We start from the raw sequence: 15,385 nt of genomic DNA, 5'->3' as shown, positions 1-15,385 counted from the left end.
TGCTGGAAGGTGCATGCTTATGTCGCGTTTCAATTTATCTGTTGTCATTTCTACCTTCTTATACAGGCGATTGGATTGTGGGTTGCAGAAGCTTCGCCGGGGCGGCCGTCATAAATCGAAATTGGTTGCCCAGTGTTATTGTAAACAATAAAATATCCGCCGGGATAATTGCCAGCAAAGCTCTGCCCTGATCTTCCGCTCCCCATGCCTGGGGGCATTATTCTCACAGTATTGCTTCGTTCCTCGGGTGTGGCGAAAGCCGATGGAGCTGGTCGATCAGGACTGTGAAGCCAATACGCCCCGGTTTCATCTAGACTCTGGATAAAAGACGGATTCGGGCCAAACCTCAGCCGCACTGACCCATCAGACGGATCAGTATATTCAGAGCGTATCGCTCCCCGCATAATAGATTGTGCGCCCCGTGGCATCTGATGCACGGGAAGTACCGGCCTATCCCAAGGCGCTGGACCAACCCACGGCGTATTGCCGGTGGGGCACGGATGTGGCTCCTCCCCCTCCTGTCCGTCTGCGTTTTGTAGGGCGATGGGTGTGAGGACGATGTCATCTGGCGGTTCTGCAAAACCGCTAAAGCCCGCTGTGCCGCCTGAGCGCAGGACGCCCCTTAGACGGGTGCCGATTATAAACATTACCTCTATCGGGTTCTTCTGCAGCCCCCAGGGATCGGTGTAATTGATCGGATCGTTGCTGACGTATGCGTAGAGGTTTATGCCGCCTGCTTGTCCGATGGGGTCGGTCTGCATGAACCGTCCCAGGTTAGGGTTATAGACCCGGTTGCGGTAGTGGTAGAGGCCGATTTCGGCGATCCACATCTGGCCGGTATAGCCGAACCGGGAGGTATTGCCCGAGCCCGGCATGCCATACTCGTCATAGGTGTTGATCTGCACGGCTGCGCCTGAGGCATTGGTCTCGGCGACCACACTGCCGCGCTCATCGGTGATCAGCCAGCGGCGGTTCGTCGTGCCCGTGCCATCATAGCGCACCAGAGGCGCATCGAGGCCCGGCCCCTGCACATAGCGGCGCAGCAGGGTGTTGGAGGCGTCATACTCCCCGATCAGGTTCGCCCCGTCATAGAGGAAGCGGGTCGTGGCGCCCGAGACCTGCGCTGTCTGGTAGAGCCTGCCTGCCGGATCGTAGGTGAGGGAGACGTTCCCGGTGCCCCCGCCGGTGACGGAGGTGAGCCGGTTGTCGAAGTCATAGGCGTAGGCGCGCACGCCATCGGCGGTCATATTGCCGCGATCATCGTAATCGTAGGTGACACCGCCGCCAGAGAGGAAGCGGTTGAGGCCATCGACGGTGAGGGTGACATCCTGGTTCACATGCCCGGTAAAGGCATAGATGTCATTGGCCATGGTGCGGCTGGCGATCTGGCCGGCCGCATTATAGGTGAAGGAGAGGGTCTGGTCGTTCGCCGTGCCGGCCATATCCTGGGTGAGCTCGGTCAGCCGGCTCGCCGCATCATAATCGAACCCGGTCACCACCCCATTGCCGCGCGTGATGGAGGTCACCCGGCCGAGATTATCGTAGGCGTAGGCCGCCAGCACCCCGATGCCCGATGAGGCCCCGTTCTCCCGGATATGGGTCAGCGCCCCTGCCGTATCGTAGCTGTAGGTCACATAGAGCCCGTCCGGCCAGTCCATCCGGGTCCGGCGGCCTGCGGCGTCATATTGATAGCTGACCGTGCCTTGCGGGGTGACAGCGGTGAGGTTCCGGCCCAGCGCATCATGGGTATAGGAGAGCGTGTGCCCCCCGGTCTGGGAGACTTGCGTCACCCGGCCCAGGAGATCGTAAGTGTAGGAGGCATTGGCCTGGCCGGACGGGGTATTGCGCGCCGTGATCCGGTTCAGATTGTCGTAGGTGTAGGTGATGTTGTGGCCCGACCGGCGCCGGTGGGTGACGAGCCTTCCGGCTGCATCATAGGTGAACTGCTCGCGGTCAGCGCTGTTGCTGGCATTGGCGCCCACGGTCTCCTGAGGGTAACGGATCTGGGAGAGCCGGTCATGGCCGTCGCGGACATAGGTGGTGCGGTTGCTCGCCCCGTCGCGCACATAGGCGACATGCCCGTTGGCCCGGTAGTTGTAACGCGCATCGATGCCCGCCTCGGAGGTGCCATAGCCATTGCGCACGATGCTGATCTGATTGGCGGCGGTATAGGTGCGGTGGGTGATCCGGTCAGGGCCATGGGCGCCGGGCGTGCCTGGCACACACGCATCAGACGGGGGCGAGGCGAACTGGGCAGGGTTCATGCGCACCGCCGAGCATTGCAGACGGCCGTCAGCATCATAGCTCACCTGTTGCAGGGCCAGCGTGGTCGAGCCGGATTTGAGCCGGGCGATGACAGGCCGGTAAAGCGCATCATACTCGGTCTCCTGGCGCTCCAGCACGCTCATAGCGTTCAGATGCGAGAGACCCGTACCCGTCACCGTGCCGCGCTCGACGAACGCCTCCTGGCCCGCTGTCGTATAGCCGATGCGCGCAGCCCGGCGTAAAAGAGGCCCGCCGCCATCAGGGTCCGGCCCGATTACCCCCACAGGCCGGCGCAACGCATCGTAATGATAGTGCACCCGCGCCGCAGACCCGCCCACGGCTGGCTGGCTCCAGACCACGTCACCGACCACATTATAGCTCTGCGTCACGGTCGATGAGGGCGTGCCATTACCTGCCGCCACCGTGGTCGAGACCGGCAGGCGGTTATTGGCGACCCCGGCCGAGCCATAGCTGATCGTGGTGCGCGTCTCGTTTGCCGTGCCTACACACGAGGGCGAGGTGCCGCTGGAACAGGTGGAGACCTGCGTCAGGTGCCACACAGGAGATGGCGCTTGTGCGATATTGCCTGTGGAGTTCTTATAAAACGCATACAGCGAGGCGTAGGTATAACGCGTCTGTGGACGCGCGCCCGAACCTGATGGCGCCGGCGCGGTCACTGTCAGCACCCCGCCATGGGTCGTGTTGTAGGTGTAATCGGTCCGGTTGCCGGCCGCATCCTCGGTCCACAAGGGCCGGTTGCAGATCACAGGGTTCGAACACGAGGACGGATAGCCCGCGCTCGTCACCAGATCGGCCAGACCCGTAGATGGCTTGGCGACGCGGCGCACCTCGGTGACATTGCCGCGCGCGTCATAGGTGTAGCGTACCTGATTGCCTTCCGGGTAGGTGACCCGCGTCACCCGGCCATGGCTATCATGAAGAAAGCTCGTCGTATGGCCCGTCCCGTTCGTGCTCGAGACCGGAAGACCCGTCGAGAGGTTCGACACCACCACCTGCGTATGCCCCAGAGGGCTCGTCATCGTCGTGGTGCGCTGGCCGCCAGCATCAGCATAGGTGTAACTCGTGACGAGACCGTTCTGGTTGACCGAGGAGACCCGGCCCGATGCATAGCTGATGATCACATCGTCGCTTGTACTGCCAGGGTGGCGGATGCGGGTGACATTCCCGTTGCCCGCGCGCGTGATGCGCGTCACCCGGCCGAGCGTATCGGTATAGGTACGCTCGGTGGAGCTGACATTCTGGAATGTCAGCTCCGGCCAGGTCTGTGAAAAGCTGCATGAGGAAAAGGCCGCCGTCGGCTCACAATAATCCTGCGTCAGGTTAAACAGGGTGACCCCGGTGGCATTCCACCATTCCGGCATGGTCTGAGTGAGGTTCCCGCCCGGATGGGAATCGCGCTGGTAGTGCACGTGCAACTGATAGCCACGATTGGTCGTCACCGACTGCAGGCGGAAATACGTGTAAGGGATGATGACCGGTTCCGGCCAGGAGGCAATCTGCTCGAATACCGTGACGCTGCGGTAGTGATAATCCATCCGGCTGCCATTGGGACGCGTCACCGAGACGATATTGGCCTGGATGAGGGCGACACCGCTGGCATCACCCAGATTGGCCTCGTCGTACTCTACCACCGTGCCGTCACTCAGCGTGTAGGTATAGATCCCCGTCGAGCTGCTATATGTCAGCGTCGTGCCGCTCGGCCTGTTCGGGGTAAACGTACTGCCCGACTTGGTGAAAATTTCGGCACCGCCACCCAGGCTGATCGTGTATTGCGTGCCGCTCACCCTGACCGATCCCATCAGGCTGTGACGCCAGTCATTGCCGGTGAATATCTGCGTATAGCTCAGCCCCCCGGCATCAGGGTCGCCAATGGATATGACCGGAATCGCGGCCTGTAACAGGCCGGTGGCCATATCCACGCCATTATCGTCAAAGGCCGGGTTGACCAGCGGAAAGGCATGACCCTCCTCCGGCAAGATCTGGGCCTGCACAGCCTCTGCAGCAAAAAGGAAGGAGGCGATGGCAGCCATCAAACTGGCCAGGCGTGGCATCGCTCGAAACGTAGAAAACGTCCGTGTGAAAAATCCCGCAGCAAGCAGCCCCATTCCCGCAATCCCCGCTTTAAATCTGAAAACAAACCCAATCTGAAATTGAACCAGCGGACATACGCCCGCGCGCCCAGGCACAAAAAAAACGGAGCCCGCTAGGCTCCGGTCACCTTCTTGCGTATCCGGTTGAGAGCGGCATCGTACGTGTATTCGGTGCGGATGCCGTGATTGACGCCGCCGCTACGCTGGACATCGACCAGCTGGCCACGCGCGTCATAGGTGTAGGTTTCCGTGGTGGTTCCGCCAGACTGCGCCGAGACAGCCACAGAAACAGCCAGCACCAAAGGTGAAAGGCAGGGAAAAATCATCAATCACGCCCCCATAACTGAATGCATCAAAGCGTCTTGCAACCTGACGGACAGGTCAAATTAAAATTTATGCCTGGGGCCAACTTTCCGCCAAGCAACAGAAATCATTGCAAGTCTCTATATAAAAGCAAGCGCCGGAAACCTGCGGCGTCACCCTCGACCCCGATCAGGACCAGCCATGCCAGAAAAATGCCCACCGCCAGAAACGGACCAAACGGAATCAGGGCGCGGCGAGAAAACGGGCGGCAGGTAAGGACCGTGCTGGCTGCGGCAAAGGCAAGGCCAGACAGGGACGCAAGAGCAACAATCAAGGGGAGCATGAACCAGCCGCACCACGCACCGCCAGCCGCCAGCAACTTGGCATCACCTAAACCCAGAACCGTCCGACCAGTCGTCAGCCGATAGGTGTAAGTCAGCCCTGCAAAGAACGTGAAGCCTGCCACGGCGCCAATGAGATGATCCGTAAACGGCCAGCCCAGCAGGGCAGTCACTATCAGCCCGGCGCCGGTCAGTGGAAGTGTCAACATATCGGGCAGGCGCAAATGCCGGACGTCTATGATCGAAAGCGCAAGCAGGGCCGCAATCAGCAGCAGGCTGGCAGCGATAATGAGCAAACCAAACTCCCCCACAAGACAGGTTGCCCCCCTAAAACCAGGCGCTGCGAAACCTGCCCAGCCAGCATGGACACTCAAGCACTACTCCGTAAGCCCCTTTGCATGACGGGATGGCCAAGGTGCAGCCGCGCAAATTGCTGTACATTTTGCTGTACAGTGCGAAAATCAAAGTTTGTAATTTATTGATATTTATAGTTTTTTAAAAGCTCTTGGAGCGATTTGGCGTACTTCCTCTCCGCCAGATTTCATCCTGTACGACCCGGCCTGGTATCGGGTCCTGAGCCCGGCAGTTTCCAAGCAATACCGCCTGATCACCGATGGCCCTGCCATATCGTGACCCGTTCGCGTGCGTCTGACAGCACCCCTTCTGAGCACCGTTTGCGAGCACCTGACATCCCGCCCTACCCCGCGCTCTAACTCAGTTAGAACGCCCACCGTGCGCGGAACTCGGCGCCGTGATTGCGGGCGTTGGAGCCGATCTCGCCCGCATAGCCCAGCTCCAGGCTGATCCCGCCAAGCGGCTCGATCACCATGCCCGCCTCAATGGCCGCCGCATCGCGGTCAACGCCATTGCCTTCAAAGAAGACCGGAGCGCCAGCCAGATTGCCGGAGACGAACTGGCGATGTCCGCTGAACACGCGCCGCCAGCCAAGCGAGCCCTCAAAACGAAGCGCCGTATCACCTGCCTGCCAGTCATGGGCAAAGCGGCTGCCAAGCCTACCTTGCGTCATCTGGCGGGTTTCGCCGTCAAGGGCGAGCGCGGAAACACCGCCCGCCTCGGCAAATCTTCCGGTATCAAGGCGGACATGAGCAAGTGAGAGGAAGGGCTCAAAACCGGCCGGCCCGGCAAGGCTGGCTTCGCCGAACACCTGCACGCTGTCAGCACTGTGGCTGGAGTTTATGTGCTCGTTGATGCCGGGGAAGCTGACCAGGCGGTTGGTGGACAGATCATGCCAGCCATAGATCGCGCCTGCGCTGAGGCCAAAGCCGCCGAACTGGCCGCCACCATAGACGCCCAGCGAACGGCTTTCAGCCAGGCCAGCCGCGCTGCGCCCGGTGATGTTGAACGCGGTTTCGCCAAAGGCAGCCATGACGCCGATACGGACATCCCCGTTAACCGGCGTATCCAGACCCAGCATCACGCCGGACGTGTCAGCCGAAACGCGCGATGCGCCATCGCGGCTGCCAAGCTGCGCGCCGCCGAAATGCCCGCTGATCCATGCTGACCCGGTCTCTTCGCTACGGGCAGCAGCCAGCCGCGAGGTGACGGCCCGGCGGGTATGGATGGTCTCATCCAGCACCAGCTGGCGGTGCGTGGCATGTATCTCGCCATTGAGCGCTTCGAAGGCGAGCGGAGCAGAGGCTGCGTCGAGCCACACAAGCGCCTGCCAGAGCGGATTGCCTGAGCCGAGCGTATCGGCGGCCTGCGCCACCGACGCCGCATTCCCGCCGGCGGCGAACGAAGCAAAGGGCGTTTCATTGCGTCCGAAGAACAGCGTAACATCGTCGCCGTCTGTCTCCACCGCACTGGTGATGAACGGCAGGCCGGTAATCATGTCACCGAACTGGAATGATCCGGTTACGCCGCCAGCGGCGGACAACACGACTGTCGGAGCACCGACGGATATTCCCGATGCCGACCCGACCGTGATAACCGCGCCGGGACTGATAGTGGCCGCACCGCTGACGGCGATCAGGTCAGCGCTTCCATCGGCTGCAACCGTCACCTCGTAAAGCGAGCCGTCCTCAAACACGAGATCACCGTCAATGGTGAGCGTGCCAACCGAATTGCCCGGCGCGATGGTCGAGCCCGCCAGGGCCGTGGTCGAACCCAGCGTGCCAAAGCCGCGTAACATGCCGCCATCGGCCACCTCGATCGTGCCCCCCAGCGTGCCGTTCATCAGCACATTGCCGGTGATGATGGTGTTGCCTGTAAAGGCCGAACCATTGCCCGTGAAGATGAGCGTACCCGCCCCGGTGAGACCCAGATCGCCCCCGCCGGTCACATGGCCTGCATGGGTGGCCGTGCCTGACCGCACCTGCAGTTCGTTCGTGCCGGAGAAGGTCAGGGTGTTGGAAACGGTGATGCCGTCACCATAAGCGGTATTGGAGTTATTGAGCGTGATCGCGCCCGTGCCCGCGCTGTCGCCGGCCGTCAGCACGAGCTGCGAGCCGAAGACCTGGGTGCCGCCGGCATAACTGTTGCCAGAGCCAAGGGTGAACTCGGCTCCACCGGTAAAGCGGACGAGGCCATTGCCGGACAGTGCCTGATCCAGCGCGGCATCCCCCGCCTGATCGAACACCACCACGCCATCATTGGCGATATCGCCCATGATCGAAGCGGTTGAGCCGATGAGCGTGCCGCTGCGCACCTCGGTTCCGCCGGTATAGCTGTTATGGCCGGTCAGGATGAGGGTGCCGAGATCGGTCTTGACCAGAGCCGCATCGCCGACAAGGTCCGAGCCAATGGTGGCGGTGAAGGCTGCGCCCGCGCCAGTGCCGTTACCGACGCGGAAGATCGCGTCGCCATCGCCATTGCCAGCAAGCGTTATGCCATCGCCATCGATGACATAGCCATCGACCGCGAACTGCGCGCCCGCGATTTCGATCTCACCGTCACTATCATCGACCGTGACATTGCCGGCGGCGGCGGAGAACACGATGAAGCCGGGCGTCGGCCGGGAGGGACCAGAGACGAGCCCGTCGGCATCGGTGAAGGTGAAGGAATTGGCGCTCCACACACCGTCCCCGCCATCGATCAGGCCATTGAGTGCATTGGCAGGATCATCGCCGTCCCAGAACAGCAGGTCGACGCCAATATTGGAGACCAGGTTCACCTCGCCCGCCACGCTTGTCTGGATCGTCAGCTCGCCCGGCAGAAGGTCTGCCACCGGCGCTGAGCCCAGCGCCAGCCCGTTATCGGTCAACGATCCGCCATAAGTGAAAAGCCCGTAGAGACCGGGGCCAAAGCCTCCCATGTCGATCACGTCCAGCGTGCCGTCCAGCGTCAGATCGCCGCCGACGGCGAACAGCTCGCCATCGCCCGGTGCGCCGAGCGCCGCGATCACGAACGAACCGGCGTCCAGTTCCAGATCACCGGTAATGGTGAGCGTGGCGCCCGATGTGCCAAGAAGCGTGCCGCCACTGACCAGAACATCCCCGCCAATCGTGCCGCTGCCTGTCAGGAAGCCCGACCCATCCACGCCCAGTGCCACATCGCCCGAGCCCAGCGTGCCATCGACCGACAGCGCACCACCACCGACAATGACGTCGCCTGCAAATCCGGCGCTGTTACCGGTCAGATGGGTCAGCCCCTCGGCGTGAAGGATAAAGGCCTGGCCGAGCGGATCGCTGGAGATATCGGCGTCAAAAAACAGCCCGCAGCAATTGGTGTGATTGAACACCAGCGCCCCGGTCCCGGCACCGAAGGTCACCGACGGGGTATTGAGAATGCCCGCGCCAGACGGCGCAACGCCATCAGAGCCTATATACACAGTGCCAGTCGAGCCTGCGTTGTTTGCGATTATCACCTCATCGGCGCTCACCTCGCCATCATCGGAAAGGGTCAGCGTGCCTTCGCCGGAGTTCCCGATGTACAGATCGCTATTGATCCAGCTCGACCCTGCGCCCGTGACGGCCGCGGCTCCCGTGGAGCCGGCCTGTTCACCGATATAGCCGATGGCATTGCTGACCTCGCCGCCATCAGCAATCGTCAGCGCGCCTGCGCCAATCCGCCCGACGCTCAGCAGGCCGGTCATGCTCCAGCTGCTGTCCGCGCCGGTGACGGTCACATGCCCGTCGCCGTCTGAATAATAGCCAAGCCGCCCCGTCGCGCTGGTGACCGTTCCGCCATCGGCAATGGTCAGATATCCGGTATCGAAATCACCCACATCCAGATAGTTGGTTGAGGTCCAGCTACTGCCGCTGCCCGTCACGGTCACGCTGCCGCTCGACCCTGCCTGCGCTGCCACAATGGCGTTCACGCTGGTCAGCGTGCCGCCATTGGAAATGGTCAGCGTACCGTCGCCAAACCGGCCGACACGCAAAGAGCCGGTATTCCATGTGCTGTTCGCCCCGGTAACGGTTGCTGTCCCGCTGGATCCGGCATCGGCTCCCACGAGGCCGCCATTGCTGTTGACCACACCGCCATCCGCAATGGTCAGCGTGCCATCGCCGCTACTGCCGACGCGCAGCTCGGATGAATTGATCCATATGCTATCTGCGCCGGTGACAATGGCCGAACCATTGCTGGTTGCACCACTGCCAATGACGCCGACCGTATTACTGACCGAGCCCCCATCGGCGATGGTCAGTATGCCGGTGCCGTTAGCCCCTACAGTCAGGCCGTCAGTGTTCGTCCACCGGCTATCTGGGCCTGTGACGGTTGTATTGCCAGTTCCAGCAGCAAAAAAGCCGAGAGTGCCACCGGCACTGACAACCTCACCGCCATCGGCGATTATCAGCGTTCCATCGCCTTCAATACCCGGATAGATACGGCTGGAACTGGTCCACCGGCTATCCGCGCCGGTGACGGTCACAATGCCGCTTGAGCCGGCAAATCGCCCGATCCAGCCTTCAACGCCGGAAACATGCCCGCCATTCTCGATGTTGAGCGTTCCATCGCCGGAATAGCCAACATAGACGTGATTGGAGTTGGTCCAGCTACTATTCGCCCCCGTGACCGTCACTTCGCCCGTAGAGCCGGCACCAACGCCGATATAGCCGTCGGTATTTGTCACTCCGGCGTCATCGGAGATGGTCAGGGTGCCAAAGCCAGCATTACCCACGCGCAGGGCCGTTCCGGTATTGACCAGGCTGGAGTCTGCGCCGGTAACGGTTATGGCACCAATCGAGCCGGCCATCTCTCCGATCCAGACGCCCTGGTCGGCCACCTCGACACTGCCGCCGTCAGAAATGGTGAGATCGCCATCGCCCGCGGTGCCCACTACAAGATAGACTGAATGCGTCCACAGGCTGTCCGTGCCCGTCACACTGGCAGTACCATTTGATCCGGCAAACCGGCCAATCCACGAGCGCGTGCTGCTTACCTCACCGCCATCTTCGATGTTGAGCGTGCCGGTACCGCTTCTCCCGACCGTCGTTTCGGCGCTGTTCATCATCAGGCTACCGGCACCGGACACGGTTACCAGGCCCGCTGAACCGGCGTCATCACCGATATAGGCAAACTGGCTGCTGACCGAACCGCCATTGAGGATATTGAGCGTAGAGTCATCACCATTCTGGCGGCCGATATAAAAATACCTGTTCGCCGCCAGACTTACCGACCCCCCATCAAAGGTCAGTGTGCCACCGGTGATGGTCGTGTCGCCGGTCCAGGTATTGGCCGCCGTCAGGACCAGCTCACCGTCGCCGATCTTCTCAAACGGGCGCGGGCCGTTGTTTTCCGAGATCACGCCCGACTGCGTGGCTGAGCCGGTCAGCACCTGGAACTGAGTGGTATTGGAGTCGATGACGATGGCGTTCGAGATGTCCACCCCGTCCGCATAATCCACCACAGAGCCGGTCGTGCGGAGCGTCGAGCTGCCCAGCGCATTGTCGCTGGCCAGCGTCAGCGTTCCGACTTCCAGCAGCGTGTCGCCGGTATAGCTGCTATTGCCCGAAAGAATGGTGCGCCCGGACAGAAGCCGGATCGTGCCAGCACCGGAAATGTCGGCATCGAGCTCGAAATCATTATCGGTGTGGTTGAAGACGATGGTTCCGGTGCCCGGGCCGAACGCGATGGTGGGGGTGTCGAGCGTGCCCGCCGCTACGGCCGCATCGCCCGCCGCCGCGCCGAAACTGAGCGTGCCGGTGCCGGCGGCATTGGCGCCAATCGTCAAGCTGGTTGTGCTGACCCTGCCGCCATCAGAGATGATTAGCGTGCCATTGTCGTCATCGCCGACGGTCAGAACGTCAGAGTTGACCCACTCCGACCCGTCGCCGGTGACGGTAACATCGCCAGTGGCACCAAACTCAAATCCAATCCTTCCGGTCGTGTTCTCCACCCGCCCGCCATCGGAAATCGTCAGCGTGCCATTGCCGAAATAGCCGACAAAAAGATCACCTGAATTGATCCACTCCGAATCCGCGCCGGTGACGGTGACATTGCCAGCGTCACCAAAATCAAATCCAAGCCATCCGGTCGCGCTCCCGACCCGCCCGCCATTGCGCACCGTTAACGTGCCGTTGCTCAAAAACCCAATATAGAGATTGCCGGTATTCCAGACGCTGATCTGAGTGGCGGGAGGCGTGCCCGCACCGATGCCGTCGCCGTCCACAATTTCGTGCGCACCACCGCTAATAAGAAACTGAGCCAGCGCTTGCTGCGGCATGAGCGCTGCCAGCGCGCCTGCACCGGCCAGCATGGTCGCCGCCATCAGGGCTGAACGCAGGTGCCCACATTGCCTGGAACCGGAGGCCGTGAGCCTCGGAGTTCGTGGCAGCGCCGAGACTCCCTTGCCCCTGGGAAAGAGAATAAGCTCGCTGCTGCTGCGACTAACGTCACGCGCACTAAAGCCGACCCGCATCATCAGATTGTCCCCCGAACCCAATACTCAATCACGCTCAGCGCGCAGGTGCGCTCGACGTGTCCGTTTCGTTTGCGCCAATAGTGCTATCCGGCAGGCCGCTCGCCAGCTATGGACGCCGTAGCAGCTGACACCACAAATTGCGAACCAGGATATTAGTTATCATTCTGGCAGGGGGTATACGATGATCGCCGTAGAGTTGGCCAAATTGTTGTGAGGCGGGCTTTCGGATGAAGGAATGCTGGTTTCAACCAGCCGGACCAGCCAGCCCGCTGTCGGCACGGGGTCACTGGCGACGGCTCGATCTCTCAGAATGACTATTACCAGCGCTAGTACCAGCCGATCTGGACGGCCGCGCGCACCAGTGCGGCGGTGGACCTGACCCCCAGCTTTCCCATGATGTTCTCTCGGTGCTTGCGGGCTGTTGCCGCGCTGATGGCAAGGCTGCCGGCTATCTGCTCGATGGAGTGCCCCCTGGCGATTTCCCGCAGAACCGCACGCTCGCGCGCTGTCAGATTGCCCGCATTCATGGCCGCAGCAGGCGGGTCTTCACGCGGCGTGGCGGCTTTTTTGCGTACCTGCCTCGCCGCTGTCTCGCGCACGGCGGCGATGAGTGTGTCGCGTTCATCTTCCTTGTGCACGAAACCTTCGACCGCGTCGGCCAGCGCGGCGCGTTCGGTCTCGTCCAAAGGAGCACCCGTCAGCAAAAGCACAGGCGGCCTCCGTCCGGCCCTGTTCATTGCGCTGACCACTTCAAGGCCGGTCATGTCCGGCAAGGTGAAATCGAGAAGGACGAGATCCGGATCGAGTTCAGCAAGCTGCTCGAGCGCACTGACTCCATCGCGGGCTTCCCCGCACACTTCGATGTCTGGTTCGAGCGTAACCGAACGGGCAAGAGCTTCGCGGACCAGGCTATGATCATCCACGATAAAAACCCGGATCAGTGTGGTCCGATCCATATTGCTGTCCCCGCTAAAGACATTGACGCCACCGATGTTCAGGCCCGACATGGCAGAAAGTAATACACAAATCCCGGGGAGCAAATGACGGCAAAAGAATTTCCGCCGATCAGACGCCTGACAGGCCAGTTCACCGATGCGGCGCTGGAGGCGGCCTATTGCGACGACAGCTGGTCCGTTCAGCGCACGCAGATCGCTCTGACCATGGCGGGCCTCGGGCTCGGCCTTATAAGCTCTCTCAGCTCAGATTTCCTCTACCTATATGGAAGTGAATGGTTTTTACCCACCGCCACCTTGCGCGGCAGTGCCGGACTTACCGGCCTTCTGGGATGCGCCTGGCTGCTGATAGCCCGGCCAGGCTGGAAGGAAGTTATGCCATCGCTCGTGATAAGGGTCTGGATAGCGCTGGGCCTGGCGGCTGCCATCATGGTTGCAATGGCGTTCCCGGCGGTCGAGACAACGCCTGAAGGCAGATCCAGCGTACTGGTTTTCACTGCCTTCTGGATCAGCATTTTCGCCATCGTGATCGGTTTTGGCGCAAGTGCGTACCCCGTTGCCGTCGCCCTTTTCTGCTCCGGCCTTGCCATCTGCTATCTGGCGCTTACTGCGTGGTATTGGGACATCGCATCCTACCCCAAAATCACCCAGAGCGTGCTGGTGCTCATGGCCTGTGCGTTTGGGTGGATCATGGCGGTTGTCTCGAATATCCGCGCGCGCCGGCGCTTCCATATCATGCGCCTTTACGCCGCCGCCCGGGACGCCGCGGAGAAGAGCGAGGAGTTCCAGACATTCCTGCTGGCGGCGACCGGCCATGATATCCGCCAGCCGCTTTATGCCCTTGGTCTCAATGCCAGTGCACTCGAAATCATGGCCGAAAGGGGCGATCTTGAGCAAGTCCGTGTCTTGGCCCGGCGGCAAAAGATCGTGGCCCGGAACATGTCGGCCCTCCTGTCATCCATTCTGACGCTTTCCAGCTTTCACCTGGGCAAGCGCGAGTCCGGCTCGCAGATATCCCCGGTAGACAGGCTGATCGCGGACGCTGTCGAGCCGCTTGAGGAGCTGGCTGCCGACAAGGCGATCCAGATCCGGCATAGGCGCAGCCGCCTTGAGGTACAGGCAGACCCCGGCATCGTGGTGCATGTCCTGTCCAATCTCCTGGCGAACGCTATCAGCCACTCGCAAGGAACGAAAATCCTGCTCGGCGGGCGGCGGCGTGGCCAGGAAGTGGATATTTTCGTGATGGATGACGGCGTCGGGTTGAGTTCGCGCGACGTCATCATCACCTCGTTGACAGACTTGCGAAGCGCGGAAGAACAAGCCCGGCTGAATGCCGGGTTGGGTATAGAGATAATGTTCGGGCTGTGCGCGCGCGGCGGGCTGCGCCTGAAACTGCATTCCCGGCCCGGTTTCGGGGTGAAAGCAGTCCTTACTTGCGCAGCGGCGCGCGCATCGTCCCTGTCAGCTGATCTTGAGGCGTAAATGCTATGGCGGCATCTCCAGCTCGAACGGTCCAGCTGGCAAGCCAGCTTCATCATAAAGATTGAGGATCGGGGCATCGGCCCAGCCAAAGCGCACCCGGACCGGCCGCGGCCCCGCCCCGGACTCCAAAAGAACCGACGACGGACCGGCCAGATACCCCGGCACAAACCGGCACGTCAGCGCTTCATCGCATAGCTCGAACCCCGTGGCCACATTGCCGACAGCGAGCATCAGCGCGCCATCTGCCGCGAACTCCACAAAGATGACGCCTAGATTCCGTCCCCGCTGAAGGCTTTTTCCACCACGAAGCTGCCCGGGCGGGCATTGGAACCTTCTGTGAAACCCAGCTCTTCGAAAATGGTTTTCAGCTCTTCGAGCATGGCCAGCGATCCACAGATCATCACGCGGTCCTGTTCGGGATCAAAGCGCGCCTGCTGAATAGATTTGAAGAACAGGCCGGACTGGATGAGATCGGTAATCCGCCCGGTCTGCGGGCCGTCCTCGCGGGTCACGGACGAGAAATAGACCAGCTTTTCCGGTGCGATCTCGCCCACCAGCGGATCATCCTTCAGCCCCGCCACCAGCTCATGGGAATAGGCAAGCTCGGCTGCCGTCCGGCAGGTATGGGTAAGGATCACCTGATCGTAGCGCGCATAGACATCCGGCTCGCGCACAATGCTGGCAAAGGGCGCAACGCCTGTGCCGGTGGAGAGCAGGAAGAGGCGTTTGCCGGGCAGGAGCGCATCCAGCACCAGCGTGCCGGTCGGCTTTCTGCCCACCAGCACCCGGTCACCGGGGCGGATATGCTTCAGACGCGAGGTCAGCGCCCCGTCCTCCACCTTGATGGAGTAAAACTCCAGCGCATCATCCCAGCTCGGACCAGCGAGCGAATAGGCACGCAAGGTCGGCTTGCCTTCACCTGCCAGCCCGATCATCACGAACTCGCCGGTGCGAAAGCGAAAGCTCTGCGGGCGCGCGGTACGGAAGGAGAACAGCGTATCGGTGTAGTGGCGCACCTCCAGCACTTCGCAATCGAAGAAGGCACCGGCCTCGATAACGGGCGCAAGGGTTTCAGCCGCGGCGGGAAGAGCGGTCATGGCAGGT

General features: G+C 61.6%; 8 protein-coding genes. 1 reads left to right on the top strand and 7 read right to left on the bottom strand.

The window, feature by feature from the left end:
- Nucleotides 1–50: 50 nt before the first annotated feature.
- The 5 genes from AB6B38_RS02805 to AB6B38_RS02785 all read right to left on the bottom strand — a co-directional run bounded on the left by AB6B38_RS02805 (nucleotide 51) and on the right by AB6B38_RS02785 (nucleotide 12,802).
- A complete protein-coding gene (locus tag AB6B38_RS02805; protein ID WP_371394206.1) occupies nucleotides 51–4,316 on the bottom strand; it encodes an RHS repeat domain-containing protein in 4,266 nt (1,421 codons plus the stop codon).
- Nucleotides 4,317–4,489: 173 nt separating this feature from the next.
- On the bottom strand, nucleotides 4,490–4,702 hold the full coding sequence (locus AB6B38_RS02800; RefSeq protein ID WP_371393154.1) for a hypothetical protein: 213 nt from the start codon (nucleotides 4,700–4,702) through the stop codon (nucleotides 4,490–4,492).
- Between the two features lie 104 nt (nucleotides 4,703–4,806).
- Nucleotides 4,807–5,316, bottom strand: a complete 510-nt coding sequence (locus tag AB6B38_RS02795; protein ID WP_371394205.1) for an A24 family peptidase — start codon at nucleotides 5,314–5,316, stop codon at nucleotides 4,807–4,809.
- 422 nt (nucleotides 5,317–5,738) lie between these two features.
- Nucleotides 5,739–11,681, bottom strand: a complete 5,943-nt coding sequence (locus AB6B38_RS02790) for an autotransporter domain-containing protein (protein WP_371394203.1) — start codon at nucleotides 11,679–11,681, stop codon at nucleotides 5,739–5,741.
- A gap of 491 nt (nucleotides 11,682–12,172) precedes the next feature.
- The gene (locus AB6B38_RS02785; protein WP_371394200.1) at nucleotides 12,173–12,802 is read right to left on the bottom strand and encodes a response regulator; all 630 of its coding nucleotides are present in this window, start codon (nucleotides 12,800–12,802) and stop codon (nucleotides 12,173–12,175) included.
- A gap of 84 nt (nucleotides 12,803–12,886) precedes the next feature.
- On the opposite strand from AB6B38_RS02785, the gene AB6B38_RS02780 reads away from it, so the two are divergent.
- Nucleotides 12,887–14,281, top strand: coding sequence for a sensor histidine kinase (locus AB6B38_RS02780; protein WP_371394199.1), 1,395 nt, complete (start codon nucleotides 12,887–12,889; stop codon nucleotides 14,279–14,281).
- A 3-nt stretch (nucleotides 14,282–14,284) separates the two neighbouring features.
- Here AB6B38_RS02780 and AB6B38_RS02775 read toward each other — a convergent pair whose 3' ends face one another.
- The gene (locus AB6B38_RS02775; protein ID WP_371394198.1) at nucleotides 14,285–14,539 is read right to left on the bottom strand and encodes a hypothetical protein; all 255 of its coding nucleotides are present in this window, start codon (nucleotides 14,537–14,539) and stop codon (nucleotides 14,285–14,287) included.
- A gap of 11 nt (nucleotides 14,540–14,550) precedes the next feature.
- Nucleotides 14,551–15,378 carry a ferredoxin--NADP reductase gene (locus tag AB6B38_RS02770; protein ID WP_371394197.1) on the bottom strand — a complete coding sequence of 276 codons (828 nt, stop codon included), beginning with the start codon at nucleotides 15,376–15,378 and terminating at the stop codon, nucleotides 14,551–14,553.
- Between the last annotated feature and the right edge of the window lie 7 nt (nucleotides 15,379–15,385).

This window comes from Glycocaulis abyssi (assembly GCF_041429775.1).
GTDB lineage: Bacteria > Pseudomonadota > Alphaproteobacteria > Caulobacterales > Maricaulaceae > Glycocaulis > Glycocaulis abyssi.
This window is presented reverse-complemented; position numbering and strand designations above follow the sequence as displayed.